This is a genomic window from Paucibacter sp. XJ19-41 (assembly GCF_028462495.1).
Classification (GTDB): domain Bacteria; phylum Pseudomonadota; class Gammaproteobacteria; order Burkholderiales; family Burkholderiaceae_C; genus Roseateles_E.
On sequence record NZ_JAQOWX010000013.1, the window covers coordinates 1 to 26,541 of the forward strand.

The following is a 26,541-nucleotide window of genomic DNA, read 5'->3' on the forward strand; positions in this document are numbered from 1 at the left end:
TGGAGGTGGTGCGTCGCACCTTGGGCGGCCATGCGCCGGGCCTGCTTGGCCGGGTCTGGGTCGAGGATGGCGGCGCTCGCACCCCGTCCTGCGACGCGGTGCTGCGCACGCTGGACCAGGCGGCCGCGCTGCCGGTGGCGCAGCGCGAGCTGGCCGAGCGGCTGCTGCTGCAGCGGCTCTGAAAGACTCCAGCCCGCAGCCGCGTAAGCTGAGCAGGCGCAGCCACGACCAAGCGGGCTGCGTCATCACCAGGAGCTCCCATGCCCACCCGACCCTTCCGAGGCCTGCCTCTGTCTCTCCCCGCGCTGCGGTTGGGCGCCGCGCTGACGGCCCTGGCCCTGACCGGCTGCGCCCAATGGCCCACCGGCTATGCCGCGCTGCCGCTGCAACAAGCCTGGTTCGAGGGCCAGCGGGTGCAGTACATCAGCACCGACGTGAATGACGCCGCGATGGCCCAAGCCCTGGGCATCAACCATGCGCCTCGCCTGGGCGACGCCCTGCCCGATGAGCCGCGCCGCCCCGGGCAACGCAGCGTGCTGGAGCGGGTGTACAAGTTTGTCGACAAGCAGCAGGCCAGCGTGTTCGCCTCGGTGCCACGTCCGGTAGGCCCGGCCAGCAAGGACAGCAGCTACAGCCCGCTGTGGCGCATCGTCGAGGTGCGCTGGCGCGACGGCCGCACGGTGCGGCTGCTGGATTCCGAGGAGGCCGTACTGGTCGCCGAAGAGCGCGGCGAGGTCAGCCTGACGATGACCCCCATCATCATCAACTGCCCGGTGCTGCGCACCGAACGCGGCGGGGCCTTGCCGGCCCTGCGCTGAGTGGCTCTCAGGCGGCGCCCGCCTCGGCCTGCACCCGCAGCCGCGCGTTGACGTAAGCGCCCTGCGGCACATGCAGCAGATCGGCGATGCGCCACAGCACATGGCGCTCGTGTGCGCTCAGATGGCCGTCGGCATAGGCCACGCGCCACATATGCTCGACCATGCGCAGCTTCTGCGGCATCTCGAAGCGCTCGTTGATGCGCGAGGTGAAGCCGAACAGATCGGTGGCATCCTTGGCCGTGACCTCGGCCAGCTCGGCCAGCCGGGCCGCCTCGTCGGCATCGAGCGCGAACTTGTCGCGCAGCGCCGCCAGCACCGCCTCGCGCTCGCCGGCATGAAAGCTCGGGTCGGCGCGCATCACCTCGACCAGCATCACCGCAGTGGCCAGCTGCAGCGCGTGCTCCGTGGCGGCCGGATCGGCGTTGGCTGTCGGCGGCAGCAGGCTGTCGAACAGGTCTTTGAGGGTTTTCAGCATGGGCCGGATGATGGCATGGCGGCGGGCCGCGCTGCGGGCCGAGGTATAAGCGCGGCGTCGCCCCTCCCCCGATCGCCGCCATGTCACTCAGCGTCCTGACCCTGTACCTGTTCGCCTGTTTCGTGGTGACGCTGACGCCCGGCCCGACCACCCTGCTCGCACTGGCCAATGGCACGACGCGCAACTGGCGGCTGGCCGCGATGGGTATTGCCGGCGCCGCGCTGTCGGACCTGGTGCTGATAGCCGCCGTCGCACTCGGGCTGGGCGCCCTGCTGGCCGCCTCGGAGACCCTGTTCCTCGCGCTGAAGTGGCTGGGCGCGTTCTATCTGCTGTGGCTGGCCGTGCAGCTGTGGCGCAGCCAGCCGGTGGCCCTCGCCAACCGGGCCGCAGCGCCGGCCACCGCACCCCGACAGGCCTTTGTGCGCAGCCTGACGGTGGCCCTGTCCAATCCCAAAGGCCTGCTGTTCTTCTCCGCCTTCCTGCCCCAGTTCATTGATCCGGCCGCCCCGCAGCTGGCCCAATACCTGCTGCTGGCGGCGACCACGATCGCGCTGGATGTGCTGGTGCTGACCCTCTATGCCGCCGGCGGCGCGCAGGTCGCCCGCTATTTGAGCGTCCACGGGATGCGCTGGCTCAACCGGCTATCGGCCGGCACCATGCTGGCGCTGGCCGCATCGCTGGCGGCCTATCGGCGCGCGGATCGCTGAGGCCGCCAAGCAACTACGGCAGCAATCTGGCGCGGCTGCAGCAGATCAAGGCGCATATCGATCCGCAGCGGGTGTTCGGGCAGGCGCAGGGGCTTGTACGGGCTGGCCCTGGCTGCGCAGCATTCAGGGCTGTCGAGCCGGCTCGACCAGGGCCGCCAGCACATAGTGGCTGCTGCGGCCAGCACCCTCGCCCTTGATCAAGACCTGCTGCGCCAGCAACTGGGTGATGTCGCGCAGCGCGGTATCGGCCGAACATTTGCACAGCGCCGCCCATTTCTTGTTGCTCAGATGCCCATCGAAACCGTCTAGCAGACGGTTCAGCACCTTGAGCTGACGCTGGTTGAAAGCCACGCCGGACCAGTGCTGCCAAAAGCGCGCCTTGGTCAGCACCCTGTCCAAGGTCGCGCCTGCGCTGGCAACGGCCTCGCCCAGCTCCTGGAGAAACCAGCACAGCCACGGCGTCACGTCCAGCGTGCCACCTTTCTGGGTGCGCTCCAGCACCTCGTAGTAGTCCTTGCGGCTGCGTTGAATCTGGCCCGACAAGCTGTAGAAGCGCTGGCTGCTGCCATCGGCCCGCGCCAGCATCAGATCGCCGATGGCACGGGCGATACGGCCGTTGCCATCATCAAAGGGGTGCAGAGTCACGAACCATAGATGCGCCAGACCCGCCTTGATCAGCGCAGGCGTGGCGTCCGTCACATCCTCTGCCCAGGCCATGAACTCCGCCATCTCGGCAGCCAGGCGGGCTGCGGGCGGCGCCACGAAATGAACCGTCTCGCGGTAGTCCGGCCCCGAGACCACGCGCATCGGGCCGTCCGCATCGCTGCGCAGGACGCCGACGGCAATCTTCTGCAGGCCGCTGCGCCCGGTCGGGAACAGCGCCGCATGCCAGCCGCACAGCCGCTCCAAGCTCAGCGGGGCCTGGGCCTTGCCGGTAGCATCCAGCACCATGTCCACCACGCCCTCGACATGGTGATCCACCGGCAGCAGCGCACCGACATCGACACCCAGCCGCCGCGCCAGCGAGGAGCGCACGGTCTCCAGGTCCAGCAGCTCGCCCTCGATCTCACTGGTCTTCAACACGTCTTCGGTCAGCGCCGTCAGGCAGGCGCGGTCGCGCAGCCCCAAGCCCACATCGGCCAGCCGGCCCAGCAAATGCCCCTGAGCCTGACTGACCCGGGCCAGCGGTGCCGCCAGTTGGGCCAGGTCGTAACGCCAGTGAGGCCACTGTGGGTGCTGCCAGATATAGGCCCGAGACGCCAAAACCGTCCAGGCCGGGGTTGATTCGCCGCTCATAATGCGGCGATTGTGAGGGTTAATTGCCGCAGCGGCAATTAACACCGCAAATTCTGCGGTCAATCAAGAAGCCAATCCCCGCACAGCCCGTCTTTTTGGTCATTTGCCAAAATTTGCCAATCTCACTATTCTCGGGCCATGAGCACGATGAATATCTCCCTGCCTGACTCGCTCAAGTCCTTTGTGGACGAGCAGGTCAGCGAGCGCGGCTATGGCACCAGCAGCGAATATGTACGCGAGCTGATACGCAAGGATCAGGACCGGCTGCAGTTGCGCGCGCTGCTGCTGGAGGGCGCCAGCTCGGCGCCATCCGACACTGCCGCGGACGGCGCCTACTTTGATCGGCTGCGGGAGCGGGCACGCCAGGCAGCCAAGCCCCGTTAGCCCGCCCGGCCGCATGACAGCCAAGCCCATCATCGCGCGCGCAGCGGCCGAGCGCGATGTCGACGAGGCTTTGAGCCACTATTTGAACGAAGGCGCGGAGTCCGCCGCGCTCGGTTTTGTCGACGCGCTTGAGCAGGCCTATCGCCACATCGCACACTACCCGGCCACCGGCTCGCCGCGCTATGCCCATGAGCTGAACCTGCCCGGGCTGCGCTCATGGCCGCTGACCCGATATCCCTATCTGGTCTTCTACCTTGAGCGCGCCGACTACATCGATGTGTGGCGGGTGCTGCATGGCAAACGGGATGTGCCGGCGTGGATGCAGCCGGCCGATGGCGACGACATCGCCTGACTCGCGACTAGCAGCGCAGATCCTTGAAGGCCTTGCGGGCGCGGAACAGACTTACTTCGGCCTGTGCTTTCGCGGACTCGGTACCGGCGCTCGCCTCGGCGGCCTTGAGCTGCGGCAGCTGCTGATCAAGCTGGCGGCAGGCGCGCTGGGCCTCGGGGCTGAGCGGCTGGCGATGAACCAACTGATCAAAGCGCTTCTCGTCCATGCGCCCATCCAGCGGCTTGAGCGCCTGCACCAGCTGGCGCCGATGCTCGTCGCGCCGCACCTCGGCGCCCTTGCGGCTGACGCCGCTGGACTTGTCCAGGCCCTGGGTCGGCGTGACATCGACCTCCTTGGCACCGACGCAGGGCTCATCGGCATAAGTGATCTTGCCTTGATGCTCGCAGCGGTAGACGATGCGGGACTTGTCGAGCGTCTGGGCTTGGCCGGTGCAGGCCGCGAATGCCAGGGCGGGAAGGCAGTACCGAAGCGTCTTGATGGGGAACATGGGCGACGGCCTCCTTGGGTCCGTGTAGGGACGGCTCTTGTTTGGGTGCTTCAGCGGATTCTGCCCGGCAAATATCGAGATGCACTTGCACCCAAAACAGCAGCACGGGGATGTGTAGCATCCCGACTCGATGACAAACCACTCGATGATCTCCTTCGACGCCGGCCCCTGGCGCTTCCATCTGCGCGCGGCCGCCATCATCCGCGACGGCGAGCGCGTACTGCTTCATCGCGTCGGCGACGATCCGTTCTGGGCCTTGCCAGGCGGCCGGGTCGAGATCGGCGAGACGGCGGAGGCGGCGGTGCGGCGCGAAATGCAGGAAGAACTCAGCAGCGAGGTTCGGGTGGAGCGGCTGGAGTCGGTGGTTGAGAACCTGTTCAGCTATCGCGGGCGGCAACAGCATGGGCTGGAGCTGCATTTCGCGGTCGCCCTGCCGGACGAGTCGGCATTGCTTAGCATGCCCTCGTTCGAGCGCTGGGAAAACAGCGGCGGTCTCAACGGCGACCCCGCCACTGCAGTCCGCCTGAGCTTCCGCTGGTTTCAGCGTCATGAACTGGCCGGCCTGGATCTGCGCCCCGCCTTCCTTGCCGGCCAACTGAGCAAGCCCAGCAGCAACGCCGCCATTCAACACATCGTGCACGACGATCACCCCCCCACCGCACCGACTTCGCACTGAGCCTCGTGCTACGGTGCCGCATGAACCTCACCATCTTCAGCGCCCGCCCCTCCGACCGCGAGTTCCTCGAACGTGCGCGGGTGGCCGCCGATCCGGGGGGTGCGCACTACCAGTTCACCTATCTCGACGCGGGCCTGGACCTGAACACCGTGGCGGCCGCGGCCGGGGCGCAGGGGGTGTGCGCCTTCGTCAATGACCGGCTGGACGCGCCGGTACTGGAGCGGCTGCAACAGCTGGGTGTGCGGCTGATCGTGCTGCGCTGCGCCGGCTTCAATCAGGTGGACCTGGCGGCGGCGGCAAGGCTCGGGCTGCAGGTGGCGCGGGTGCCGGAGTACTCGCCCCATGCGGTGGCCGAGCACACGGTGGCCTTGTTGCTGACGCTGAATCGCAAGATCCACCGGGCACACGCCCGGGTGCGCGAGGGCAATTTCGCACTCGACGGCCTGCTTGGCTTCGATCTGCACGGGCGCACGGTGGGCGTGGTGGGCACCGGCAAGATCGGGGAGTGCTTTGCGCGCATCCTGGGGCCGGGCTTTGGCTGTCAGCTGCTGGGCCTGGACCCGCAGCCGAATCCGGCTTGCGAGGCCATGGGCATGCGTTATGTGGCCTCGCTGGCTGAGCTGCTGGCGGCCAGCGATGTGGTGAGCCTGCACTGCCCGCTGACGCCGCAGACGCGCCACCTGATCGACGCGGCCGCACTGGCCGGCATGAAGCGCGGCGCGCTGCTGCTGAACACCAGCCGGGGCGCGGTGGTCGATGCCGGCGCGGCGATCGCGGCGCTGAAGACCGGGCAGCTGGGCGGGCTGGGGCTGGACGTCTACGAGGAAGAGGGTACGCTGTTCTTCCGCGACCTGTCGGCTGCTGCCTTGCAGGACGATGTGTTCGCGCGGCTGCTGACCTTCCCGAATGTGCTGATCACCGGCCACCAGGGCTTTTTCACCGCCGACGCGCTCAGCGCGATCGCCGCGACGACGCTGGCCAATCTGCAGAGCTTCGAACGCACGGGGCTGCCGCTGCATCCTGTGCCTGTGGTGCAATCGGTACTTGTGCCTGAGTTGCCCCGCGATGAATCCCGAACCCGTTGACGATTTCCTGAACGAACTGCGCCGTGTCGATGCACAGCGCTATGAGCTGGTCGAGCGGGTGCGCAAGCTGATCCACACCGCCGGGCCACGGCTGCGCGAGGAGGTGCGCTACGGCGGCCTGCTGTTCTCGGCGGGCGCGCCGGTCTGTGCGCTGTTCTCCTACGAGCGCCATCTGGCGCTGGAGTTCAGCCAGGGCGCGGCGCTGGCCGACCGGCACCAGGTGCTGGAGGGCGAGGGCAAGCACCGGCGCCACATCAAGCTGGAGAAGATCGGTGATCTGTTCAAGAAGAATGTGCGCGAGTACCTGGAGCTGGCCTTCGCGGCGGCCGAGGCCGGCCAGGCGGCGAAGGCCGCTGCCAAATCGCGACGCTGAGCGGCCGCCCGCTCAGAACAGATCGACGCTGCCCGGGCTGACCTCTTTCAGCGCGCCCTGCTGGATCAGGCTCTCGTAGTGGCAGATGCGGTTGCGGCCGCCCCGCTTGGCTTCGTAGAGCGCGCTGTCGGCGCGGTTGATGACCTCCTGCGGCAGCACCACCGGATCGGCGCCGCTGAAGCCGCCGCTGATCGTGACCTGGCCGACGCGCGGGAACTTGAAGCTCTCGATCTTCTTGCGCGCGCGCTCGAAGGCCAGCGTCGCCGACTCCAGATCATTGGCCGCGATGATGGCGATGAACTCCTCGCCGCCGTAGCGGTAGATCAGATCGGAGCGCCGGAACGCCGCCTTCAGCAGCCGGGACACGACGATCAACACCTCGTCGCCGATCATGTGGCCATAGCCATCGTTGATCTTCTTGAAGTGGTCCACATCCATCACGCCCAGCCAGTAGCGCTGCGGCAGCGGCTCGCGCCGCGCCACGCCGGGCTCGGGCGGCGCAGGCTCGTGCAGGCGGGCGTAGAGCAGGTTCCAGAGGCGGTCGAGATTGAGCTCCAGCGAGTAGCGGTTCAGCAGGCCGGTCAGGCGGTCGCGCTGGCTGGTGTCGAGCAGGGCATAGAAGTTGGTGAACACCTCCAGCACGCCCAGCACGATGGCGTCTTCCATCGGCGTGATCTCGCGCTCGCGCCGCAGCACGAAGTAGCCGCAGATCTCGTCGCCACCATGGATGGGGTAGCAGACGATGAAACCCTCGCCGCCGTCGCTGCGGCTGCAGGACTTGTCCAGCATCCGGACGTTCTCGAACAGGGTCTGCACCTCCTCGGGCAGGCGCTGCTCATTGGTGACCTCTTCCACCTGCTCGGCGACGCGCTGCACGCCGTCCTGCTGCGCCTCGATGCGGCGCGAGTGATGCAGCGCCCGCAGCACCTCGCCATGCTCGTCGACTCGGTACAGCGAGGTCTCGCTGACCCCCAGCAAAGGCCCCAAGGTGCGCAGCAGGCTTTGCTCGACCAGATAGGTGTCACGGATCGCCGTCATCTTCCCCAGCTGCTTGAGCACGCTGGGGAGGCCTGCGGATGTTCGTGTATTGCTCGTCATAGACATCCCAAGGCAGTTCTTCTCTTCTTGCCAGCCCAGTATGACCCAAGGCGGTGCGGCATCAAGGCCCACTGTTGTCCTTGCTTATGGGAGCTTGCCAAAAAGGAATGGCTGAGGCAGTTGCGCGCGACTGCGGCCCGACAATCGCATCCGGAGGAACACAACAATGAACCAGGCAACACGCCCGGACCCGGCCGAGATCAGCCTGCGGCCGGTGACGAAGGACAATTACGAGGCCGTCTGTGATCTGCCGCTGCCGCCCGAGCAGCAGCGCATGCTGGCCGACAACTGCTGGTCCCTGGTCGAGGCGGCCTACAACCCCGGCTATGTCGCACGCGCCATCTACCTCGGCGAGCAGGTCGCCGGCTTCATGATGTGGGTGCCAGAGACGGCCGAGCGCATCTCGATCTGGCGCTTCATGGTCAGCGCAGCGCTGCAGGGCCAGGGGCTGGGCAGCCGGGCGCTGCAACTGGCCATCGCCGAGATCCGCAGCCGACCCGGCCTGCGCGAGATCGAGATCTGCTACCACCCCGGCAACGAGGGCTCACGCCGGCTCTATGCCCGCCACGGCTTTGTCGAGCAGGGGCTGGATGCGGAGGGTGAGGACATGCTGGCGGTGCTGACGGTCTGACGCGGCGGCGGCCGCCCTACAGGCCGAACTGGGTCTTGAAGAACGCCGTCGTGGCGGCGCGTGCCTGCGTGGCGGCCGCCGGGTTGGGCGCCATCAGCACCGGGCCGCCACGGCCCAGATGGGCGAAGGGGTCGTTGATCGTGACCGGGTCTTCCGTGCGGTCGAAGCCGTGGGTGGCGTCGGCATACATCTTGACGCTCAGCAGCCCTGCCGGCACGGTGGCCTGCTCGGCCAGCTTGGGACAGGTGTCGGGCAGGTCGTAGGTATCGAGCCCGCCGCCCTGCAGGAAGACCTTGGCGCCGGTCAGGCTGGCAAAGCCGTAGCCGGGCACACGGTTGTAGACCCAACAGACGGGATAGTTGGGCGCGTGGGCGACGAAGGCCAGGCCGGTGCCGGCCATGTACTGCTCGGTGTAGGGCCGGGTCGCGGTCAGCATCGTCACGACGCCGCCCCAGGAAAAGCCCATGATGCCGATTCGCTTGCTGTCGATGCTGGGCAGGCCGGCCAGGAACTTCAGCGCGCCATAGGCATCGGGCAGGGTCTCGGGCACACCGCTGGGCCGGCCGGCCGCACCGCTGATGCCGCGCGCACCCCACATATCGATCTCCAGGGTCGCGATGCCGGCCGCGTTGAGCTCCTTGGCGTAGGAGACGCCGCGGCTGTCGATGCCGCTGCTGCCATGCACGATGACCACGGCGGGGCGCGGCGGGCCGGGCGGCACACGCAGCTCGGCCGGCACCGCCAGCGGCTTGACCGGATCGAGCGAGAGATAGCTGACGCGGGTGACCAGGGTCTCCTGATCGTCGCCGCCGCCGCAGGCGGTCAGGCTCACGGCGGGCAGCAGCACTGCGGCAAGGCGGATGCGCCAGCTGGCAGCGGTCATCGTGGGGGTCATGTCTTGTCTCCGTCGATGCAGCGCCGGCCTGTCAGGTCAGGTCTTGTGTGCCGCGAGGTAGCGACATGCTCGCACAAACGCCGCCGCCGGAGTCGCCCCCCGGCGCAGCGGACCGCGATCAGCGCAGTGCCGCCGCCACGCGCTCCCAGCGCGGCTGCCAGCGGTCGGTGATGTCGGCCGACAGCAGGATGTGATGCGCCCGGCCCACCAGCAGGCGGCGCGGCACGGCGCCGATGAAGCGCGAGTCCACGCTGTTGTCGCGGTTGTCGCCCAGCATGAAGTAATGCTCGGCCGGCACCCGCAGCGGCCCGAACTGCCCGGCGGCGTACAGGCCCGACAGATGCTGGACGCGCCGGCTGCTGCCCGCCACCGTCTCGGTGCTGCGCGTCACCGCCAGCACCCGGCCGGGCCCCAGGGTTTCGAGCGCCGGCTCCGCAGCGCTGTAATGCGCCGCCTCGCCATTGATCAGCAGGCGGCCGTCGCGCAGCTCGACCGTGTCGCCCGGCAGCGCCACCAGGCGCTTGATCAGCAGCACGCCGGTCGTCGGCGCGGAAAAGGTGACTATGTCGCCGCGCTGCGGCTCGCCGAGCCGGGCCAGGCTGATCTCGCTGAGCGGCAGCTTGGCGTCATAGGCGAGCCGGTTCACCAGCACCACATCGCCCTCCAGGATGCTGGGCCGCATCGAGGCGCTAGGCACCGGGTTCCAGTCGGCGATAGCCGTGCGCAGCAGCCCGAAGCACAGCAGGAAGACGAGGAAGCCCCGGTTGGCCTTTAGCCAGTTGGTGGCCGGCTTGACATCTGCATTCATGGACAGCGCCCGAAGAAGAACATGGCGCCCAGTGTGGCCGGCCCGGGCGGCCGCCGCGAGCCGGCGGCGGCGAGCTGAGGGTTGGCTTGTATGAATGGCCGGCCGGCCCTAGCGCGGCGTTGCCAGCACCTGGGTCCAAGCCCAGTTCACCGTGCTACCGGGATTGCTCTGGCTCTGCCGCGCACAGGCCAGCCCCATCTCGCTGAAGGCCGGGCTCATCAGGTTGCGGCAATGGCCCTCGCTCTTCATCCAGCCGTCGACCACCGCCGCACTACTGCTGTAGCCATATGCAATGTTCTCGCCCCAGCGGCTCCAGGCGTAGCCACTGGCGCTGAGGCGCTGGCCAGCGCTGCTGCCGTCCGAGCCGGTGTGGCTGAAGAAGCTCTTGTCCACCATGTCCTGCGAATGCCGGGCAGCGGCCTGCGCTATCGAGCTCTGCCAGACCAGCGCCGGCGCGGCCACGAATGTCTCTGCGCCGCAGACCGCGCCACGGGCGCGCCTGTCATTGACCAGACGCAGCAACTCGGCCTGGAAGTCGGGCAGCTCGCACTGCACGGCGGCGGCCTGTGCAGGCGCCGCCGGGGCGGATGCGGCAGGGGCTGAAGCCTCAGCTGCGCTGCTCGGGGGCTCGTCATTGCCGCCGCCGCCACAGGCTGCCAGCAGCAGGCTGGAACACAGGGCCAGCACTGACAGGGCGCGGACAAGCGTGGGAGGGAGGATTGGGGGCTGAGGCATGGGGCGCGATTGTCCCGATCGCGATGCCGCCATTCGCCCAAATTTGCCACGGGCGCAACAGCTGCTTACGCCGGCAACACAGGGCTCACAGATTGCCAGCTGGTCTGTTGCGCACCGGCCAGGGAAGGGCCACTCGTTCGTCTTCGTTGAGCTTGTGTCTGCATTGGCGCACCCAGAAAAAAGCGCCGCCCGAGGGCGACGCTTTGCTTCTTGGGTGAGCCGTGCAAGGAGTGCTTAACGCACGCGTCCTTCCTTCCAAGCATTCAGCAGCTTGTCATAGGCGATGGTCTCGCCCTTAGGCTTCTCGTTGGCCAGCTTGGCCCACGGGGCGCCCTTGTCGCTCAGCCACTTGGCGTTGGTTTCCTTCTTGTTGAGCTTGGGCGCGCACTTGGCCATGCCGGCGCGCTCCAGACGGCCCATCACCTGGTCCATTTCCTCGGCCAGCGTGTCCATCGCGCCTTGCGGGGTCTTCTCGCCGGTGACGGCCTGGGCCACGTTCTTCCACCACAGCTGGGCCAGCTTCGGGTAGTCGGGGACGTTGGTGCCGGTGGGCGTCCAGGCCACGCGAGCGGGGCTGCGGTAGAACTCGACCAGGCCACCGAGCTTGGGCGCCATATCGGTCATCGCCTTGGAGCGGATGTCCGATTCGCGGATCGGGGTCAGGCCGACGATGGTCTTCTTCAGGCTGGTGGTCTTGGCGGTGACGAACTGGGCATAGAGCCAGGCGGCGGCCGTCTTGTTGGCGTCGTGGTTGGCGAAGAAGGTCCAGCTGCCCACGTCCTGGTAGCCGTTCTGCATGCCTTCCTTCCAGTACGGGCCGTTCGGGCCGGGCGCCATGCGCCACTTCGGCGTGCCGTCGGCATTGACCACCGGCAGGCCCGGCTTGGTCATGTCGGCGGTGAAGGCGGTGTACCAGAAGATCTGCTGCGCGATCTGGCCCTGGGCGGGCACCGGGCCGGCTTCGCCGAAGGTCATGCCGGTGGCTTCCTTGGGCGCGTACTTCTTCATCCAGTCCACGTACTTGGTCAGCGCGTAGACGGCGGCGGGCGAGTTGGTGGCGCCGCCACGGGCCACCGAGGCGCCCACCGGCGTGCACTTGTCGGCCGCGACTCGGATGCCCCACTCGTCGACCGGCATGCCGTTCGGGATGCCCTTGTCGGCGGTGCCGGCCATCGACAGCCAGGCATCGGTGAAGCGCCAGCCCAGCGACGGGTCCTTCTTGCCGTAGTCCATATGACCGTAGATGGGCTTGCCGTCGATGGTCTTGACGTCTTCGCTGAAGAAGGCCGCGATGTCCTCGTAGGCGCTCCAGTTCAGCGGCACGCCGAGGTCGTAGCCGTACTTGGCCTTGAACTTGTCCTGCAGGTCCTTGCGCGCGAACAGGTCGGCACGGAACCAGTAGAGGTTGGCGAACTGCTGGTCGGGCAGCTGGTAGAGCTTGCCGTCAGGCGCGGTCGTGAAGCTGGTACCGATGAAGTCCTTCAGGTCCAGACCGGGGTTGGTGTATTCCTTGCCCGCACCGGCCATGTAGTCGGTGAGGTTCATGATCTTGCCGTAGCGGTAGTGGGTACCGATCAGGTCGGAGTCGGAGATCCAGCCGTCGTAGATGCTCTTGCCGGACTGCATCGAGGTCTGCAGCTTCTCGACCACATCGCCTTCCTGGATCAGGTCGTGCTTGACCGTGATGCCGGTGATCTCGCTGAAGGCCTTGGCCAGGGTCTTGGCCTCGTACTCGTGGGTGGTGATGGTCTCGGACACCACCGAGATCTCCTTGACGCCCTTGGCCTGCAGCTTCTTGGCCGCTTCGATGAACCACTTCATCTCGGCCATCTGCTGGTCCTTGCTCAGCGTGCTGGGCTGGAACTCGGCGTCGATCCACTTCTTGGCCTCGGGCTCGCCGGCCCAGGCGCCGGACGCCCCAACGGCCAGCGCGGCGGCGACGGCCAGCGCTGAAAACTTCTTGTGCTGCATCATCATTACTCTTGTCTCCTCTGATGAATCCCCCGAACAGCGTGATGCGGCCCCGGGGGAGGAGGGGGCCGAATCCATCAAACCCGTCTAGCTCGAGCGCTTGCAGGCGCCCGATCCTTCGCACGGCGTCGGGCAAGCCGCAGGGCTTGCCCTCGGTCCGCGCTCAGCCCTTGCGCATGATCAGGGCCAGCACCGCCATCGAGATCACGAAGCTGATCCAGATGCTGGGATCGCTCTCCAGCGCCCACCACTCGGCCATGCGGCCGGACAGGCCGACAAAGGCCAGGTTGATATAGGCGGCCGTGAGCAGGCCGATGAAGAGCCGGTCACCGCGCGTGGTCTTCATCGGCAGAAAGCCCTTGCGCATCACGGTGGGCGACTTGAGCTCCCACACCGTCATGCCGGCCAGCATCAGCACGATGCAGACGAAGAACACCGCCACCGGCGTGGTCCAGTACATCCATTCAAACATCAGCGGCTCCTCAAACTCGGCCCATCGCGAAACCCTTCGCGATGTAGTGGCGGACAAACCAGATCACGATGGCGCCCGGCACGATGGTCAGCACGCCGGCGGCGGCCAAGGTGGCCCAGTCCATGCCGGAGGCGCTGACGGTGCGGGTCATGGTCGCGACGATGGGCTTGGCGTTGACGCTGGTCAGGGTGCGGGCCAGCAGCAGTTCCACCCACGAGAACATGAAGCAGAAGAAGGCCGCGACGCCGACGCCGGCCTTGATCAGCGGCAGGAAGATGGTCACGAAGAAGCGCGGGAAGCTGTAGCCGTCGATATAGGCGGTCTCGTCGATCTCGCGCGGGATGCCGCTCATGAAGCCCTCCAGAATCCACACCGCCAGCGGCACATTGAACAGCAGATGCGCCAGCGCCACCGCGATGTGCGTGTCCATCATGCCCATCGTCGTGTAGAGCTGGAAGAAGGGCAAGAGGAACACCGCCGGCGGCGTCATCCGGTTGGTCAGCAGCCAGAAGAACACATGCTTGTCGCCCAGGAAAGAGTAGCGGCTGAAGGCATAGGCGGCCGGCAGCGCCACGCTGATCGAGATCACCGTGTTGATGCCCACATAGATCAGGCTGTTGATATAGCCCGAGTACCAGGAGGGATCGGTGAAGATCGTGACGTAGTTGGCCCAGGTGAAGTTGTCCGGGAAGAAGCTGAAGCTCGAGAGGATTTCCTCATTCGTCTTGAAGCTCATATTGACCATCCAGTAGATGGGCAGCAGAGCGAACAGCAGGTAGGCGATCAGGAAAATCGAGCGCTTCTTGAAACGTTTTTCATCCATGTTGCGGCTCCTTTTCAGCCTGGCCGAGGGCCTGCATCCAGTTGTAGAGAATGAAGCACAGCAGCAGGATGATCAGGAAATAGATCAGCGAGAAGGCGGCGGCCGGGCCGAGGTCGAACTGGCCGACCGCCTTGGTCGTCAGGTACTGGCTCAGGAAGGTGGTCGCATTGCCGGGCCCGCCGCCGGTCAGCACAAAGGGCTCGGTGTAGATCATGAAGCTGTCCATGAAGCGCAACAGCACCGCGATCATCAGCACGCCGCGCATCTTGGGCAGCTGGATGTAGCGGAACACCGCAAACTTGCTCGCCCCGTCGATGCGCGCGGCCTGGTAGTAGGCATCAGGGATCGAGCGCAGGCCGGCGAAGGCCAGCAGGGCCACCAGCGGCGTCCAGTGCCAGACATCCATCAGCAGCACGGTCAGCCAGGCGTCGGTGGCGTTGCCGGTGTAGTTGTAGTCGATGCCCAGCCATTGCAGCGCGGCGCCCATCAGGCCGATGTCGGCACGGCCATAGATCTGCCAGATGGTGCCGACCACGTTCCACGGGATCAGCAGCGACAGCGCCACCATCACCAGCACGGCCGAGGACTTCCAGCCCTGGGCCGGCATGGACAACGCCAGCGCGATGCCCAGCGGGATCTCGACCGCCAGCACCGCCAGCGAGAAGCCGAGCTGGCGCCACAGCGCGGCATGCAGCTCCTCGTCGCGCATCATCGCGGCGAACCACTCGGTGCCGACAAAGACGCGGCGCTCGGGCGAGATGATGTCCTGCACCGAGTAGTTGACGACGGTCATCAGCGGCAGGATGGCCGAGAAGGCCACGCACAGGAACACCGGCAGGACCAGGAACCAGGCTTTTTGATTGATGGGCTTCATTGATGAGCCTCTTGCTTGGGGTGGTGACCGTTGAGCAACTGCTCATCGCGGCCGTAGAAGCAGGTATGCGTTCCCAGCACCTGCAGCCAGACCGCGTCGCCGGCGGCGGGCGGGCGGTCCTGCGCATTCAGGCGCAGCTTGATGTCAACCTCACCGACGCGGGCGCTGATCAGCCAGTAGGTGCCGATGTCCTGCACCTTGCTCACCGTCGCGCGCAGCGCGCCGGCCGCCCCCTCGCCGACCAGCTCCACATACTCGGGCCGCACGCCCAGCGTGAACTCGCCGGCACGCTCCAGCTGCTGGTACAGCACACCGAAGTCCAGGGCCAGGTCTTGCCCGGCGATCTGCAGCACGCCGGCCTTGAAGCGGCCCGGCAGAAAGTTCATGCCCGGCGAGCCGATGAAGTTGCCGACAAACATATGCTGAGGCTTCTCGAACAGCGCATCGGCACTGCCGACCTGGACCGCGCGGCCGCGCGTCATCACAACGATCTGGTCGGCAAAGGTCAGCGCCTCGACCTGGTCGTGGGTCACATAGATCAGGGTCAGCTTCAGCTCGTGGTGGATCTGCTTGAGCTTGCGGCGCAGCTGCCATTTCAGATGCGGGTCGATCACGGTCAGCGGCTCGTCGAACAGCACTGCCGAGACGTCCTCGCGCACCAGGCCGCGGCCCAGCGAGATCTTCTGCTTGGCATCCGCCGTCAGGCCGGCGGCGCGCTGGTTCAGCTGGCCGCTCATCTCCAGCATCTCGGCGATCTTGCCGACCCGCGCCTTGATCTTCTCGGGCGCGACGCCGCGGTTCTTCAGCGGGAAGGCCAGGTTTTCGGCCACCGTCATCGTGTCGTAGATCACCGGGAACTGGAACACCTGGGCGATATTGCGCGCCTGCGGTGACAGCCGGGTGACATCGCGGCCGTCGAAGGTCACCGTGCCATGCGAGGGCTGGACCAGGCCGGAGATGATGTTGAGCATGGTGGTCTTGCCGCAGCCCGAGGGCCCCAGCAAGGCGTAGGCGCCGCCATCATCGAAGCTCATCTTCAGCGGCAGCAGCGCGTAGTCGCTGTCCTGCTGAGGGTTGGGTTTGTAGGCGTGGGCCAGGTCGAGGTCGATGCGTGCCATCAGTGGCCAGCCTTTCTGTCAGGTGCCAGCATCAGCGCACCATCGGCACCGAAGACATAGGCCTGCGCGGCCTGCAGGTACAGCGTGATCGGCGCGCCCAGGTCGAAGTAATGCACGCCGGTCAGCTGAGCGACCAGGGAGCCGAGCTCGCTATGCACATGGACAAAGGTGTCGGAGCCCGATATCTCGGCCAGCTCGACGCTGCCCTGGATCGCGATATCGCCCGGACGGGTCTGCACGCGCAGCGCGCTGGCGCGCACGCCCACCGTCACCGGACCTGAAATCGGCATGTCGGCCGCCAGCTCCAGGGCCAGGCCCGGCATCAAATCAATGCGGCCGCCCTGGCCGGTGGCCGGCAGCAGATTCATCGGCGGATCGCTGAAGGCACGGGCCACGCGCAGCGAGGCCGGGCGGTGGAAGACCTCGGCCGTCGGCCCGTACTGCAGCAGCTCGCCGGCGTCCATCACGGCCGTGTAGCCGCCCAGCAGCAAGGCCTCGGCCGGCTCGGTGGTGGCGTAGACCACGGTGGAGCCGCCGACGGCGAAGAGCTGGCTCAGTTCCTCGCGCAGCTCTTCGCGCAGCTTGTAGTCCAGATTGACCAGAGGCTCGTCGAGCAGCATCAGCGGGGCGGTCTTGGCCCGCGCGCGGGCCAGCGCCACGCGCTGCTGCGGGCCGCCGCTGAGCTGGGCCGGCAGCTTGGCCAGATGCATCTCGATATGCAGGCGCTCGGCCAGTTGGTCGACCTGCTTGGCAATCGCGGCGCGGTCCATTCCACCACGCAGTTTCAGCGGCGAGGCAATGTTGTCGCGCACCGTCATCGACGGGTAGTTGATGAACTGCTGATAGACCATAGCGACATTGCGCTCGCGCACCGCGACGCCGGTCACGTCGACGCCGTCGGCCATCACCCGGCCGACAGTGGGCCGGTCCAGGCCCGCCATCAATCGCATCAAGGTGGTCTTGCCGGCCTGGGTCGCGCCCAGCAGCACGGTGACCGCGCCGGTTTGCAGCTTCAGGTCCAGCGGGTAGAGGTGCGTTGCCGCACCGACCCGGTGGCTGATGCCCTGCATATCGAGTTGCATCGTTCAGTCTTTCCCAACGGTATTGGTCTCGAACCAGGCGGCCACGGCGGCGCGCTGGGCTTCGGTGTAATGCAGGCCCAGCTTGGAACGGCGCCACAGCACGTCGTCGGCGCTGCGGGCCCATTCTTCGCGCTGCAGATAACGCAGCTCGATGTCGAACAGTCCCGGGGCCACCTCTTGCCCCAGCTCGGCCAGGCTGGCCGCGCCGCCCAGCACGCGAGAGATCCGCGCGCCATAGGCCCGGCTCAGGCGGCGCGCCAGCGCCGGCGGCAGATAGGCATGGCGCTTCTGCACCGCCGCCACCAGGCGCTCAAAGTCGGTGTCGGGACGCTGCGCCGCGCCGATCCAGGACGAGAGATCGCCGCCCGGCAAATGGGCGTGCTCGGTCCAGGGCTTGCGCCCGGATGCCGGACCTTGACCGAGCATGCCGCCGACCATATCGGCCGCATCCTCGGCCAGCTTGCGGAAGGTCGTGATCTTGCCGCCCCAGACGGAGAGCAGCGGCGCGCCCTGGGTGTTGGTCTCCAGCAGGTAGTCGCGCGTGACAGCCGAGGGATCGCCCGAGGCGTCGTCGAGCAGCGGGCGCACGCCGGCATAGCTCCAGACCACATCCTCGCGGGTGACGGGCTTGGCGAAGTAGCGGCTGGCCTGCTCGCACAGATAGGCGATCTCGTTCTCGTCGATCCTGGCCTTGCTCAGGCCTGCCAGGGCCTCCTGCGGCAGCTCGACATCGGTGGTGCCGATCAGCGTGTAGTCGCCCTCGTAGGGGATCGCGAAGATGATGCGCTTGTCGGGATTCTGGAAGATGTAGGCGTGGTCGTGCTCGAAGCAGCGCTTGACGATGATGTGGCTGCCCTTGACCAGGCGCAGGCTCTTGGTCGCCAGTGCCTCACCGCGCGCCGGCCGCGCAATGCCGCGCAGAAAGCTCTCGGCCCAGGGGCCGGCGGCGTTGACCAGGGCGCGGGCGCGCACGGTGCGCTCGCCGGTGGGCGTGGCAATCGTCGCGGTCCAGCCCTCCGCGTCGCGCTGCACGGCCGTGACCATGCTGCGCGTCAGCAACTCGGCGCCCTTCTCGCGCGCATCGAGCGCATTCAGCAGCACCAGGCGGGCGTCGTCGACCCAGCCGTCGGAATAGACAAAGCCACGGGTATAGCTCGGCTTCAGCGGCTTGCCGACCGCCGAGGTGCGCAGGTTCACCCCGGTGGAGCCCGGCAGCACCTCGCGACGCGCCAGGTGGTCGTAGAGAAACAGGCCGATGCGTATCATCCAGGCCGGCCGCATCGCCGCGTCATGCGGCATCACGAAGCGCAGCGGCCACATGATGTGGGGGGCGCTCTTCAGCAGCACCTCGCGCTCCTGCAGCGCCTTGCGCACCAGCGAGAACTCGTAGTACTCCAGATAGCGCAGGCCGCCGTGTATCAGCTTGGTCGACGAGGACGAGGTGTGGGCCGCGAAGTCGTCGCGCTCGGCCAGCAGCACCCGCCAGCCGCGCCCGGCCAGGTCGCGGGCAATGCCGGCACCATTGATGCCGCCGCCGACGACGAGCACGTCGTAGCGGTCCGGCGCGGCCTGCGGCATGGCACTCGGGGCGGTCGATGGATTGGCGGTCAAAGCGAGTCTCCTGGCGAACAAAAGCGGGTTCAATGAGTTCGCTATTTTGCTCTTCTTTTTTCTTTTTAGCTCGTTTTGGTGCGTTTCATCTGAGGGAAAACCCCTGTGACGGTTCGTTTTAGTTCGCTTTAGGCTCGCCCACACCCCAAAAAAGTGCGTCGACGCGCTCGCCATCCCATGATTCCGAATCCCCGCCAGAACGATTTGCTGCAGGAAGTGCGCGCACGCGGCTCGGTCAGCGTCGAGGCCCTGGCCGAGAAATTCGGCGTGACCTTGCAGACCGTGCGCCGCGATGTGCAGCGCATGGCCGAGGCCGGCCTGGTGGCGCGTTTCCACGGCGGCGTGCGCGTGCCGGCCTCGACCACCGAGAACATCGCCTACCGCCAGCGCCAGGCCTTGCAGGCCGATGGCAAGGCGCGCATCGCGCGCGCGATCGCGGCGCGCATCCCGGCCGGCTGCTCGCTGATACTGAACCTGGGCACCACCACCGAGGCGGTGGCGCGCGAGCTGCTGCACCACAAGGGCCTGCGGGTGATCACGAACAATCTGAATGTCGCCACCATCCTCAGCGACAACCCCGACTGCGAGCTGGTGATGGTGGGCGGCACGGTGCGCCAGCGCGACCGCGGCGTGGTCGGCGAGGCGGCGGTGGACTTCATCCGCCAGTTCAAGGTCGACATCGGCCTGATCGGCATCTCGGGCATCGAGAGCGACGGCTCGCTGCGCGACTTCGACTACCGCGAGGTGATGGTGGCGCGGACCATCATCGAGCATTCGCGCGAGGTCTGGCTGGCCGCCGACCACAGCAAGTTCAACCGCCCGGCGATGGCCGAGGTGGCACGGCTGCCGCAGATCGATTTACTCTTCACCGACGAGTCGCCGCCCGAGCCCTACCCCACGCTGCTGGCCGATGCCGGCGTCGAACTGGTGCTGGCCGACTGAACGACGGGACAACCAAGCCATGACCTATCTGCTCGCCCTGGACCAGGGCACCTCCAGCTCCCGCTCCATCGTCTTCGACGCCGAGGGCCATATCGTCGCGATGGCGCAGCGCGAGTTCCGCCAGATCTATCCGCAGCCCGGCTGGGTCGAGCACGACGCGCTAGAGATCTGGCACAGCCAGCTGGCCACCGCCCGCGAGGTGCTGGCCAAGGCGGGCCTGAAAGCCGTCGACATCAAGGCTCTGGGCATCACCAATCAGCGCGAGACCACCGTGGTCTGGAACCGCAAGACCGGGCAGCCGATCTATCACGCCATCGTCTGGCAGGACCGCCGCGCCGAGCCGACCTGCGCCGCGTTGCGCGAGCAAGGCCTGACCCCCTTGGTGCAGCGCAAGACCGGCCTGGTGATCGATGCCTACTTCTCCGGCACCAAGCTGAAGTGGATTCTCGACAACGTGGCCGGCGCACGCGAACAGGCCGAGCGAGGCGAGCTGGCCTTCGGCACGATAGACAGCTGGCTGGTCTGGCAGCTGACCGACGGCCGCGTCCATGCGACCGATGTCAGCAATGCGGCCCGCACCATGCTGTTCAATGTGCACAAGAACGAGTGGGACGATGAGCTGCTGGCCCTGCTCGACATCCCGCGCGCGGTGCTGCCCGAGGTCCATCCCTCGGCCTTCGAGTTCGGCCGCGTCAGCGCCGCCCATCTGGGCGCCGAGATCATGATTGGCGGCATCGCCGGCGACCAGCAGAGCGCACTGTTCGGCCAGGCCTGCTTCAAGGCCGGCATGGCCAAGAACACCTATGGCACCGGCTGCTTCATGCTGATGCACACCGGCGCGCAGTTCCAGACCTCGGGCAACGGCCTGATCACGACCAGCGCCGCGCAGGCGAGCACGACACCGGAGTTCGCGCTGGAGGGCAGCGTCTTCATCGGCGGCGCGGTCGTGCAATGGCTGCGCGACGGCTTGCAGGCGATCAAGGGTAGCGGCGAGGTGCAGGGCCTGGCCGAGAGCGTGCCGGATGCCGGCGGCGTGATGTTCGTGCCGGCCTTCACCGGCCTGGGTGCGCCCTACTGGAACGCCGAGGCGCGCGGCGCCATCGTCGGCCTGACACGCGGCTCTACCGTCGCCCATATCGCCCGCGCGGCGCTGGAGAGCATCGCCTTCCAGAGCGCGGCCCTGCTGCTGGCGATGAGCCGCGACGCGGTGGCCGCCGGCGGCGCGCCGGTTTCGGAGCTGCGCGTCGATGGTGGTGCCTGCGTCAACAATCTGCTGATGCAGTTCCAGGCCGATCTGCTGGGCATCCCGGTGGTGCGGCCCAAGGTCATCGAGACCACGGCGCTCGGCGCGGCCTATCTGGCCGGCCTGTCCTCGGGCCTGTACAGCAATCTCGATGCGCTGAGCGGCAACTGGCAGGCCGAGCGGGTGTTCCGCCCGACGATGCCGCGCGAGCGCGCGGCCGAGCTGATGGCGAACTGGGAACGGGCGGTGCGGCAGGCTTGTGCAAGCTGAGGCGCTGCCCCAGCCTCAGGTATTCCACGCCGACACGATCAGCAGCACCTTGCCCGAGATGCCGGGCTTGTTGCTGCCGGCCGGCAGTTCCACCTCGATGCGAATGCCGCCGCCCTTGACCGCCTCATAGGTCAGGGCCTGGGTCGCCACACCGATGCGCTGGCTCTCCCAGCTGTGCAGGATGCGCCAGTCGCCGCCCGCGCTGATCGGCGGCTCCAGCGAGATCAGCAGGCTGTCGCGGAACAGGTGGCTGCCCTCGAAATGCTGGTCGGGCCAGAAGCGCTTGTTGACCTGGTAATCGGGCACGCGCACGCCGACGTCCATCGCATAGGCCAGCGTGCGGTCATGGCTGCTGATCTTGGCGCGGTTGGCCAGGAAGACGCTGGACAGATAGACCATATTGCCACCGCCGGCCTGTTGCTGGCTCAGCTGCTGGTGGGTGCGGCAGGCGGGCGAGTCCTCCTCGGTGGTCCGGCGGCTCAGGAACCAGCGCTTGCCGCGCGGCCGCGCCATCAGCTCGAACTGGTAGAGCGCCTGCACATCGGCCTCGGCCTCGATCTTCTGCGGCAGCCGCACCTCGTCCACCTGCATCCAGATGTCGACCCGCACATCGCCGAACAGAAAGCGCGACAGGTTCTGGTAGGCCTCCTCGCTGTTGACGATGCCGTAGTAGCCCGAGTGGGCGCGGTAGCAATAGGCGGTGGCGCAGGTCTTGGTGACATTGAGCTGCTTGTCGACGCCCCAGACCGAGGCATTCTCGACCTTGACCAGGCCGTCGCTGCCATTGCCGGCAAAGGCGCGCGAGATGCCCATGCCGGCCTCGTAATCATTGCGGTTGGTACCCACCATGCAGAAGATGCGCTCGATCGGGAAGGCCTCCTGCGGCAGGAAGTCGACCCGCTGGTGCCTTTTGTAGACCGCCTGCATATTCAGGTAGTCGGCCATGCGCTCGTGGTTGAAGTTGTTGATGTCGTTGAAGGACAGCCAGCCGGGCACCTTCAGGCCGGCCAGCTGGATGCCGTTGTGCGGGGTCGCATAGGTGAAGATCTTGTCGACCGCATGGCGTGCCTCGTCGCTGCCCAGCGCCGGGTTCTGGATGAAGCCGCGCACCACCAGGCCGCCCATCGAGTGCGCGACCAGATAGCAGCGGAAGTCCTTGGCCGCGATGCCCTCCTGTGCCACCACCAGCTCGCGCACCCGCAGGATCAGCTCGGACAGGCCGCGCGAGTAGTCCTCGATATCGCGCGGCTTGCCGTCACCGAACAGGCTGGAGCCGCTGTCGTAGTAGCGGTAGATGATGACCGAACGGGCCGGCAGGCCGGTGTGGCCGGCGCGCGGCTGCCAGTCGGGGTCGGTGATGCCCAGGCCGTTCTCGTAGACATCGCCATAGCCGAACTCGGCCGCCAGCCGCAGCAGCGGCGACTCGAAGACAAACTTCTTCGGCGGGTCGCGTTTGTCGGTGCTGGCGCGGTAGACGGTGGAGCCGAGATTGAAGCCGCAGAAGGGATCGGCCGCCGTCTCGTCGCGCTCGCCCTCGGTCATCGCATAGCCGCGGACATAGATGATGGGGAAGAAGGGGGCTTCTTGCATGGCGCTTGTCTCCGCAGGTCTTGGGGCCTGCCCGGTTTATAGCCCGCGCGGCTCAGCCCGACCATCCCCTCGTCAGAAGCCGAAACTGGCACCAGCGCCAGCCAAGGTCGCCACCCCGATCACCGCGAAGATCAGCGCCGCGATGCCATGCACCAGGCGCACCGGGATGCGGCCAGCGATGCGGTCGCCCAGCAGCACGGCCGGCACATTGGCGATCATCATGCCCAGCGTCGTGCCGGCCACCACGGCCACAAAGGCCTGGAACTGCGCGGCCAGCGCGACGGTGGCGATCTGGGTCTTGTCGCCCATCTCGGCCAGGAAGAAGGCCACGATGGTGGTGCCCAGCACGCCGAGTTTCAGGCCCTTGCCGCCCTCCTCCTCTTCATCGATCTTGTCGGGGATCAGGGTCCAGATGGCCATCGCCAGAAAGCCCAGGCCCAGGCCCCAGCGCAGCGTCTGCGGGCTCAGCTGGGTGGTGATCCAGGCGCCCAGCGCACCGGCGCCGGCATGGTTGACCGCCGTGGCGATCAGGATGCCCAGGCAGATCGGCAGCGGCTTGCGAAAGCGCGCGGCCAGCAAAAAGGCCAAGAGCTGGGTCTTGTCCCCGATTTCGGCGAGGGCCACGATGCCGGTCGAGACGAGAAAGGCTTCCATTGCGAGAACACTCCACGGCCTGCAAGTGCAGCATTGACCATGCCGCCTCCGGCCGTTACCGAGGGTGCATGGTCAAAGGTCTTGCCAGGTGTGGGCACTGCCCGCGCCATGGTTCTCACGAACCAAGTGTGTTGACGCGGGCCTGCAGCGGGATGGTGGCTACAGCGGCTACTCCCCAATGACAGCGGCTATTCTAGCCGCTGTCATTGGAGGGCCTCAGCGCCCGGCCGGTCGCCGCAGTGACGGATTGCCCAGATCGAGCTGCTCGAACGGGATCACCCAGGCGCCCGGGTCGAGCTGGTGCAGGTCGGCGCCGGCCTCCTTCAGATCGCTGACGACCACGGTGCGCAGGCTGTCGGCGCGCCAGTAGCGCGCCGCGAACTCGCGCAGCGGCTCGGCCCTCAGCGCCGCCAGCTGTTGCGGCAGCTGGGCCAGCGTGGCCAGCTCGCGGCCCTGCTGCAAATGCTCGGACACCAGGCCGGCCAGACCCGCGGTGGTCTCGAGCTGGCGCGCATAGGCGCCGATCAGGCTGGCGCGGCGCGCCGCCAGCTCGGTCTCGCCGACCGGCTCTCGGCCCAGGCGCGCCAGCTCGGCGGCCATCAGCCGGGCCACCTCGGCGGCCCGGCCGTGCTGGGTCTGGGTATAGGCGCTCAGCGTGCCGGCGCCGGGCAGGCTCTCGACCTGGCTGACCGCGCCGTAGCTGAGGCCGCGCTTGATGCGCACCTCATGACTCAGCCGCGCCGAGTAGCCCTGGCCCAGCACCGCATTGGCCAGGATGCCGATGCGCTGGCCGGCTTCATCCTCGCTGCCGGGATAGGGCGCCAGCAGCTGCACCGCGCTCTGGCCGGCCCCGCTCAGATCCAGCAGCACGGTCCGCACCGGCAGCGGCTGCGCGCGAAGCGGCTGCAGCGCCGGACCGGCCGGGCGCAGGCTGCGCCAATCGCCGAAGTGCGACTCGGCCAGCGCGCGCGCCTGGCCCCCATCGAGGTCGCCGGCCAATATCAGTGTGGTGGATTCCGGCCGCAGCTGCTGGCGCTGAAAGGCCAGCAAATCCTCGCGACGCAGCCGCGCCAGGCTGGCCGGCGTCGCGACCTGGCCGGCCGGGCTGTCGCCCCAGAACAGACGCTGGCCCAGCAGCTGGGCCAGCAGGGCCGGATCGGACAGGCTGAGCCGGAAGCTGGCAATCAGCTCGGCGCGGGCCCGTTCGATCTCGGCCGGCGGCAGCGTGGCCCGCTGCAAGAGATCGGCCAGCAGGGCCAGGCCCTCGTCCAGCTGCGGCGTCGCCAGGGTCAGGCCCAGGCTCCCCGAGGCGCTGCCGTCACCGATCTCGAGGCTGGCGCCCAGGCTTTCGGCGGCGAAGGCGATGTCGGCCGCATCGACCGCCTGGCCCTCGCGTCGCGCGCCCTTGCTGAGCATCAGCAGGCCCAGCTGCGACAGCCCGGCCTTGCCCGGCGGATCCAGCAGGCTGCCGGCCTGGCCCAGCAGCAGCTCGACCGTCACCAGCGGCATGCCACGCCGCTGCGCCAGCACCAGGCGCAGGCCGTTGCCCAGGCGCAGCTGCTGCAGCCGGGGCTGGGGCAAGGGCCGCGCCGGACCCGGCGCGGGCATCTGGTCGAAGCGCTGTGCGCCGGCCAGCAGCGGCACCGCCAGTGCGCCACCCAGCAAGGTTCGGCGCCTCATGACCGCTCTCCATACAGCACCGAGACCTTGGCGCCCTGCAAGACATGGCGGCGCAGCGCCCGCTGCACATCGGCGACGCCGACCGCCTGCAGCTGCGCCAGCTCGCGCTCGGCCAGGCTCGCGTCGCCGCGCAGCAGCAAGGCATAGCCCAGGGCCAGCGCGCGGCCCTCGGGCGTCTCGCGCTCGACCAGCAGCTTGTTGAGCAACTGCGCCTTGGCCTTGGCCAACTCCGCGGGCAGCACCGGCTCATGGGCAAGGCGCTCGACCTCGGCCACCAACTGCTTGAGCAACAGCTCGCCGCTCAAGGCGCCGGTCGAGACCGCATAGGCGGCCAGCAGGCCGGCATCGGCATTCAGCAGCGCATCGAAGCCCACGCTCTGTGCGACCCGCTGCCGGTACACCAGGGCCTCGCTCAGCCGCGCCGAATCCCCCTGGGCCAGCAGGGCCTGGGCCACTTGCAGCGCCGGGGCCAGCTCGCTGGCTGCCTTGGGACCCTGCCAGATCACCAGTGCCGCCGGCAGCGGCGCACGGGCCGGCAGATGATGGAACACGTCGCGCGCTCGGCGCGGTTCGGCGCTGGCCGCCTGCGGCACCGGGCTCAGCGGTGCGCGGATGCTGCCGAAGTAGTGGTCGACCCAGCGATCCAGCTGGCTTGCCTCGAACTCGCCGGCGACGATCAGCAGCGCGTTGTCCGGCCGGTAGTAGGCCGTGTGGAAGTCGCGCACATCACGCAGCGTCGCGGCGTCGAGCTCGGCGATATTGCCGATCACCGGGCGCTTGTAGGGGTGCTGCTGATAGCCGTAGCTGGAGATCGCGTTGAAGAGCAGGCCATAGGGATCGGCCAGCACGCGCTGGCGAAACTCCTCCTTGACCACCTCGCGCTCGCTGTCGAGATTGGCCTGGTCCAGGTTCAGGTTGGCCATGCGCTCGGCCTCGGCCCAGAGCACCGGTTCCAGATGGTTGGACGGCACGGTGCAGTGGTAGACCGTCATGTCCTCGGCGGTGAAGGCATTGTTGCTGCCACCCACGTCCTCGGTCATGCGGTCGAACTGCTCGTTGGCCATATGCCGCGTGCTCTTGAACATCAGGTGCTCGAACAGATGGGCCAGGCCGGAGCGGCCCGCCGGATCATGCTTGCTGCCGACCCGGTACCAGAGCTGCACGCTGACGCTGCTGCTGGCCACCGGCAAGGCCAGCACGGTCAGCCCATTGGCCAGCTGCCGGCTTGTGAAGGCCAGCGGCGGCAGCTGCAGACCAGCCGAGCGGACCAGGCCGGCAAGACCTGTCCCCGCCGCCGCGATCAGCAGGCTGCGTCGAGGGAGGCCATGAAGCACTGTCATGGCGCGCAGCATAAGGGCAATGCTGACAGGCACTGTCAGCAGCGGCGGCGC

At 67.6% G+C, this 26,541-nt stretch carries 30 protein-coding genes and 1 riboswitch; of the genes, 12 read left to right on the forward strand and 18 right to left on the reverse strand.

The window, feature by feature from the left end:
- Both PO768_RS05125 and PO768_RS05130 read left to right on the forward strand, forming a co-directional pair.
- Window positions 1-182, forward strand: a 182-nt coding sequence (locus PO768_RS05125; RefSeq protein WP_272645182.1) for a hypothetical protein, incomplete at its 5' end; no start/stop codon positions are given.
- Window positions 183-260: 78 nt separating this feature from the next.
- Window positions 261-818, forward strand: a complete 558-nt coding sequence (locus PO768_RS05130; protein ID WP_272645183.1) for a DUF7482 domain-containing protein — start codon at window positions 261-263, stop codon at window positions 816-818.
- Window positions 819-825: 7 nt separating this feature from the next.
- Here PO768_RS05130 and PO768_RS05135 read toward each other — a convergent pair whose 3' ends face one another.
- Window positions 826-1,293, reverse strand: coding sequence for a tellurite resistance TerB family protein (locus tag PO768_RS05135; protein WP_272645184.1), 468 nt, complete (start codon window positions 1,291-1,293; stop codon window positions 826-828).
- A gap of 80 nt (window positions 1,294-1,373) precedes the next feature.
- Here PO768_RS05135 and PO768_RS05140 point away from each other — a divergent pair, with 80 nt between their 5' ends.
- Entirely contained in the window at window positions 1,374-2,000 is a 627-nt protein-coding gene (locus PO768_RS05140; RefSeq protein WP_272645185.1) for a LysE family translocator, read from the forward strand.
- Entirely contained in the window at window positions 1,997-2,197 is a 201-nt protein-coding gene (locus PO768_RS29260) for a BBE domain-containing protein (RefSeq protein WP_442953178.1), read from the forward strand. The genes PO768_RS05140 and PO768_RS29260 overlap by 4 nt, the downstream gene beginning before the upstream one ends.
- On the opposite strand, the gene PO768_RS05145 is transcribed toward PO768_RS29260, so the two are convergent.
- Complete coding sequence (locus tag PO768_RS05145) at window positions 2,124-3,296, reverse strand: Fic family protein (protein ID WP_272645186.1); 1,173 nt, start codon at window positions 3,294-3,296, stop codon at window positions 2,124-2,126. The two genes, PO768_RS29260 and PO768_RS05145, sit on opposite strands and share 74 nt — an antisense overlap.
- 138 nt (window positions 3,297-3,434) lie before the next feature.
- Here PO768_RS05145 and PO768_RS05150 point away from each other — a divergent pair, with 138 nt between their 5' ends.
- Window positions 3,435-3,680 (forward strand): type II toxin-antitoxin system ParD family antitoxin, encoded by a 246-nt coding sequence (locus tag PO768_RS05150; RefSeq protein WP_272645187.1) that lies wholly within the window; start codon window positions 3,435-3,437, stop codon window positions 3,678-3,680.
- A gap of 13 nt (window positions 3,681-3,693) precedes the next feature.
- The gene (locus PO768_RS05155) at window positions 3,694-4,032 is read left to right on the forward strand and encodes a type II toxin-antitoxin system RelE/ParE family toxin (RefSeq protein WP_272645188.1); all 339 of its coding nucleotides are present in this window, start codon (window positions 3,694-3,696) and stop codon (window positions 4,030-4,032) included.
- A gap of 7 nt (window positions 4,033-4,039) precedes the next feature.
- On the opposite strand, the gene PO768_RS05160 is transcribed toward PO768_RS05155, so the two are convergent.
- Window positions 4,040-4,519: a DUF4124 domain-containing protein gene (locus PO768_RS05160; RefSeq protein ID WP_272645189.1), complete on the reverse strand. Its 480-nt coding sequence runs from the start codon at window positions 4,517-4,519 to the stop codon at window positions 4,040-4,042.
- Window positions 4,520-4,664: 145 nt separating this feature from the next.
- Between PO768_RS05160 and PO768_RS05165 the strand changes: the two genes are divergently transcribed.
- Genes PO768_RS05165 through PO768_RS05175 form a run of 3 tightly spaced genes read left to right on the forward strand, consistent with a single transcriptional unit; the run spans window position 4,665 to window position 6,653 of the window.
- Complete coding sequence (locus tag PO768_RS05165; protein WP_272645190.1) at window positions 4,665-5,195, forward strand: NUDIX hydrolase; 531 nt, start codon at window positions 4,665-4,667, stop codon at window positions 5,193-5,195.
- 20 nt (window positions 5,196-5,215) lie between these two features.
- Window positions 5,216-6,280 (forward strand): 2-hydroxyacid dehydrogenase, encoded by a 1,065-nt coding sequence (locus tag PO768_RS05170; protein ID WP_272645191.1) that lies wholly within the window; start codon window positions 5,216-5,218, stop codon window positions 6,278-6,280.
- Window positions 6,261-6,653, forward strand: coding sequence for a DUF1801 domain-containing protein (locus PO768_RS05175; protein WP_262971878.1), 393 nt, complete (start codon window positions 6,261-6,263; stop codon window positions 6,651-6,653). The genes PO768_RS05170 and PO768_RS05175 overlap by 20 nt, the downstream gene beginning before the upstream one ends.
- A gap of 12 nt (window positions 6,654-6,665) precedes the next feature.
- Here PO768_RS05175 and PO768_RS05180 read toward each other — a convergent pair whose 3' ends face one another.
- The gene (locus PO768_RS05180) at window positions 6,666-7,691 is read right to left on the reverse strand and encodes a GGDEF domain-containing protein (protein ID WP_272645192.1); all 1,026 of its coding nucleotides are present in this window, start codon (window positions 7,689-7,691) and stop codon (window positions 6,666-6,668) included.
- A 226-nt stretch (window positions 7,692-7,917) separates the two neighbouring features.
- On the opposite strand from PO768_RS05180, the gene PO768_RS05185 reads away from it, so the two are divergent.
- Window positions 7,918-8,382, forward strand: coding sequence for a GNAT family N-acetyltransferase (locus PO768_RS05185; protein ID WP_272645193.1), 465 nt, complete (start codon window positions 7,918-7,920; stop codon window positions 8,380-8,382).
- A gap of 16 nt (window positions 8,383-8,398) precedes the next feature.
- Here the strand turns inward: PO768_RS05185 and PO768_RS05190 are convergent, their stop codons facing one another.
- From PO768_RS05190 to glpD, 10 genes are all read right to left on the reverse strand, one after another.
- On the reverse strand, window positions 8,399-9,277 hold the full coding sequence (locus tag PO768_RS05190; RefSeq protein ID WP_272645194.1) for a dienelactone hydrolase family protein: 879 nt from the start codon (window positions 9,275-9,277) through the stop codon (window positions 8,399-8,401).
- A 118-nt stretch (window positions 9,278-9,395) separates the two neighbouring features.
- A complete protein-coding gene (gene lepB, locus PO768_RS05195) occupies window positions 9,396-10,085 on the reverse strand; it encodes a signal peptidase I (protein WP_272645195.1) in 690 nt (229 codons plus the stop codon).
- 108 nt (window positions 10,086-10,193) lie between these two features.
- Window positions 10,194-10,640, reverse strand: coding sequence for a CAP domain-containing protein (locus tag PO768_RS05200; protein ID WP_272645196.1), 447 nt, complete (start codon window positions 10,638-10,640; stop codon window positions 10,194-10,196).
- A gap of 414 nt (window positions 10,641-11,054) precedes the next feature.
- On the reverse strand, window positions 11,055-12,791 hold the full coding sequence (locus PO768_RS05205; RefSeq protein WP_442953179.1) for an ABC transporter substrate-binding protein: 1,737 nt from the start codon (window positions 12,789-12,791) through the stop codon (window positions 11,055-11,057).
- A 163-nt stretch (window positions 12,792-12,954) separates the two neighbouring features.
- A complete protein-coding gene (locus tag PO768_RS05210) occupies window positions 12,955-13,263 on the reverse strand; it encodes a DUF2160 domain-containing protein (RefSeq protein WP_137943883.1) in 309 nt (102 codons plus the stop codon).
- A 10-nt stretch (window positions 13,264-13,273) separates the two neighbouring features.
- On the reverse strand, window positions 13,274-14,086 hold the full coding sequence (locus tag PO768_RS05215; protein WP_269839909.1) for a carbohydrate ABC transporter permease: 813 nt from the start codon (window positions 14,084-14,086) through the stop codon (window positions 13,274-13,276).
- Complete coding sequence (locus tag PO768_RS05220; protein ID WP_269839908.1) at window positions 14,079-14,960, reverse strand: carbohydrate ABC transporter permease; 882 nt, start codon at window positions 14,958-14,960, stop codon at window positions 14,079-14,081. Before PO768_RS05220 ends, PO768_RS05215 begins: the two co-directional genes overlap by 8 nt.
- Window positions 14,957-16,078, reverse strand: a complete 1,122-nt coding sequence (locus PO768_RS05225; protein ID WP_269839907.1) for an ABC transporter ATP-binding protein — start codon at window positions 16,076-16,078, stop codon at window positions 14,957-14,959. The genes PO768_RS05220 and PO768_RS05225 overlap by 4 nt, the downstream gene beginning before the upstream one ends.
- On the reverse strand, window positions 16,078-17,160 hold the full coding sequence (locus PO768_RS05230) for an ABC transporter ATP-binding protein (protein WP_272645198.1): 1,083 nt from the start codon (window positions 17,158-17,160) through the stop codon (window positions 16,078-16,080). Before PO768_RS05230 ends, PO768_RS05225 begins: the two co-directional genes overlap by 1 nt.
- 3 nt (window positions 17,161-17,163) lie before the next feature.
- Complete coding sequence (gene glpD, locus PO768_RS05235) at window positions 17,164-18,738, reverse strand: glycerol-3-phosphate dehydrogenase (protein ID WP_272645244.1); 1,575 nt, start codon at window positions 18,736-18,738, stop codon at window positions 17,164-17,166.
- A 210-nt stretch (window positions 18,739-18,948) separates the two neighbouring features.
- Between glpD and PO768_RS05240 the strand changes: the two genes are divergently transcribed.
- Window positions 18,949-19,713, forward strand: coding sequence for a DeoR/GlpR family DNA-binding transcription regulator (locus PO768_RS05240; protein WP_137943878.1), 765 nt, complete (start codon window positions 18,949-18,951; stop codon window positions 19,711-19,713).
- Between the two features lie 19 nt (window positions 19,714-19,732).
- Window positions 19,733-21,226: a glycerol kinase GlpK gene (gene glpK / locus PO768_RS05245; protein WP_137943877.1), complete on the forward strand. Its 1,494-nt coding sequence runs from the start codon at window positions 19,733-19,735 to the stop codon at window positions 21,224-21,226.
- A gap of 15 nt (window positions 21,227-21,241) precedes the next feature.
- Here the strand turns inward: glpK and PO768_RS05250 are convergent, their stop codons facing one another.
- The 4 genes from PO768_RS05250 to PO768_RS05265 all read right to left on the reverse strand — a co-directional run bounded on the left by PO768_RS05250 (window position 21,242) and on the right by PO768_RS05265 (window position 26,490).
- Window positions 21,242-22,816 carry an esterase/lipase family protein gene (locus PO768_RS05250; protein ID WP_272645199.1) on the reverse strand — a complete coding sequence of 525 codons (1,575 nt, stop codon included), beginning with the start codon at window positions 22,814-22,816 and terminating at the stop codon, window positions 21,242-21,244.
- 72 nt (window positions 22,817-22,888) lie between these two features.
- A complete protein-coding gene (locus tag PO768_RS05255; protein ID WP_272645200.1) occupies window positions 22,889-23,470 on the reverse strand; it encodes a TMEM165/GDT1 family protein in 582 nt (193 codons plus the stop codon).
- Between the two features lie 12 nt (window positions 23,471-23,482).
- A riboswitch (yybP-ykoY riboswitch) is annotated at window positions 23,483-23,659 on the reverse strand.
- 27 nt (window positions 23,660-23,686) lie between these two features.
- Window positions 23,687-25,150, reverse strand: coding sequence for a M16 family metallopeptidase (locus PO768_RS05260; protein ID WP_272645201.1), 1,464 nt, complete (start codon window positions 25,148-25,150; stop codon window positions 23,687-23,689).
- Entirely contained in the window at window positions 25,147-26,490 is a 1,344-nt protein-coding gene (locus PO768_RS05265) for a M16 family metallopeptidase (protein WP_272645202.1), read from the reverse strand. Before PO768_RS05265 ends, PO768_RS05260 begins: the two co-directional genes overlap by 4 nt.
- Between the last annotated feature and the right edge of the window lie 51 nt (window positions 26,491-26,541).

Bases quoted from the DNA above. Each gene is read 5' to 3' on its own strand.
- PO768_RS05130 (WP_272645183.1), top strand. From the start codon at position 261: ATGCCCACCCGACCCTTCCGAGGCCTGCCTCTGTCTCTCCCCGCGCTG.
- PO768_RS05135 (WP_272645184.1), bottom strand. From the start codon at position 1,293: ATGCTGAAAACCCTCAAAGACCTGTTCGACAGCCTGCTGCCGCCGACA.
- PO768_RS05140 (WP_272645185.1), top strand. From the start codon at position 1,374: ATGTCACTCAGCGTCCTGACCCTGTACCTGTTCGCCTGTTTCGTGGTG.
- PO768_RS05145 (WP_272645186.1), bottom strand. From the start codon at position 3,296: ATGAGCGGCGAATCAACCCCGGCCTGGACGGTTTTGGCGTCTCGGGCC.
- PO768_RS05150 (WP_272645187.1), top strand. From the start codon at position 3,435: ATGAGCACGATGAATATCTCCCTGCCTGACTCGCTCAAGTCCTTTGTG.
- PO768_RS05155 (WP_272645188.1), top strand. From the start codon at position 3,694: ATGACAGCCAAGCCCATCATCGCGCGCGCAGCGGCCGAGCGCGATGTC.
- PO768_RS05160 (WP_272645189.1), bottom strand. From the start codon at position 4,519: ATGTTCCCCATCAAGACGCTTCGGTACTGCCTTCCCGCCCTGGCATTC.
- PO768_RS05165 (WP_272645190.1), top strand. From the start codon at position 4,665: ATGATCTCCTTCGACGCCGGCCCCTGGCGCTTCCATCTGCGCGCGGCC.
- PO768_RS05170 (WP_272645191.1), top strand. From the start codon at position 5,216: ATGAACCTCACCATCTTCAGCGCCCGCCCCTCCGACCGCGAGTTCCTC.
- PO768_RS05175 (WP_262971878.1), top strand. From the start codon at position 6,261: ATGAATCCCGAACCCGTTGACGATTTCCTGAACGAACTGCGCCGTGTC.
- PO768_RS05180 (WP_272645192.1), bottom strand. From the start codon at position 7,691: ATGACGGCGATCCGTGACACCTATCTGGTCGAGCAAAGCCTGCTGCGC.
- PO768_RS05185 (WP_272645193.1), top strand. From the start codon at position 7,918: ATGAACCAGGCAACACGCCCGGACCCGGCCGAGATCAGCCTGCGGCCG.
- PO768_RS05190 (WP_272645194.1), bottom strand. From the start codon at position 9,277: ATGACCCCCACGATGACCGCTGCCAGCTGGCGCATCCGCCTTGCCGCA.
- lepB (WP_272645195.1), bottom strand. From the start codon at position 10,085: ATGAATGCAGATGTCAAGCCGGCCACCAACTGGCTAAAGGCCAACCGG.
- PO768_RS05205 (WP_442953179.1), bottom strand. From the start codon at position 12,791: ATGCAGCACAAGAAGTTTTCAGCGCTGGCCGTCGCCGCCGCGCTGGCC.
- PO768_RS05210 (WP_137943883.1), bottom strand. From the start codon at position 13,263: ATGTTTGAATGGATGTACTGGACCACGCCGGTGGCGGTGTTCTTCGTC.
- PO768_RS05215 (WP_269839909.1), bottom strand. From the start codon at position 14,086: ATGGATGAAAAACGTTTCAAGAAGCGCTCGATTTTCCTGATCGCCTAC.
- PO768_RS05220 (WP_269839908.1), bottom strand. From the start codon at position 14,960: ATGAAGCCCATCAATCAAAAAGCCTGGTTCCTGGTCCTGCCGGTGTTC.
- PO768_RS05225 (WP_269839907.1), bottom strand. From the start codon at position 16,078: ATGGCACGCATCGACCTCGACCTGGCCCACGCCTACAAACCCAACCCT.
- PO768_RS05230 (WP_272645198.1), bottom strand. From the start codon at position 17,160: ATGCAACTCGATATGCAGGGCATCAGCCACCGGGTCGGTGCGGCAACG.
- glpD (WP_272645244.1), bottom strand. From the start codon at position 18,738: ATGCCGCAGGCCGCGCCGGACCGCTACGACGTGCTCGTCGTCGGCGGC.
- PO768_RS05240 (WP_137943878.1), top strand. From the start codon at position 18,949: ATGATTCCGAATCCCCGCCAGAACGATTTGCTGCAGGAAGTGCGCGCA.
- glpK (WP_137943877.1), top strand. From the start codon at position 19,733: ATGACCTATCTGCTCGCCCTGGACCAGGGCACCTCCAGCTCCCGCTCC.
- PO768_RS05250 (WP_272645199.1), bottom strand. From the start codon at position 22,816: ATGCAAGAAGCCCCCTTCTTCCCCATCATCTATGTCCGCGGCTATGCG.
- PO768_RS05255 (WP_272645200.1), bottom strand. From the start codon at position 23,470: ATGGAAGCCTTTCTCGTCTCGACCGGCATCGTGGCCCTCGCCGAAATC.
- PO768_RS05260 (WP_272645201.1), bottom strand. From the start codon at position 25,150: ATGAGGCGCCGAACCTTGCTGGGTGGCGCACTGGCGGTGCCGCTGCTG.
- PO768_RS05265 (WP_272645202.1), bottom strand. From the start codon at position 26,490: ATGACAGTGCTTCATGGCCTCCCTCGACGCAGCCTGCTGATCGCGGCG.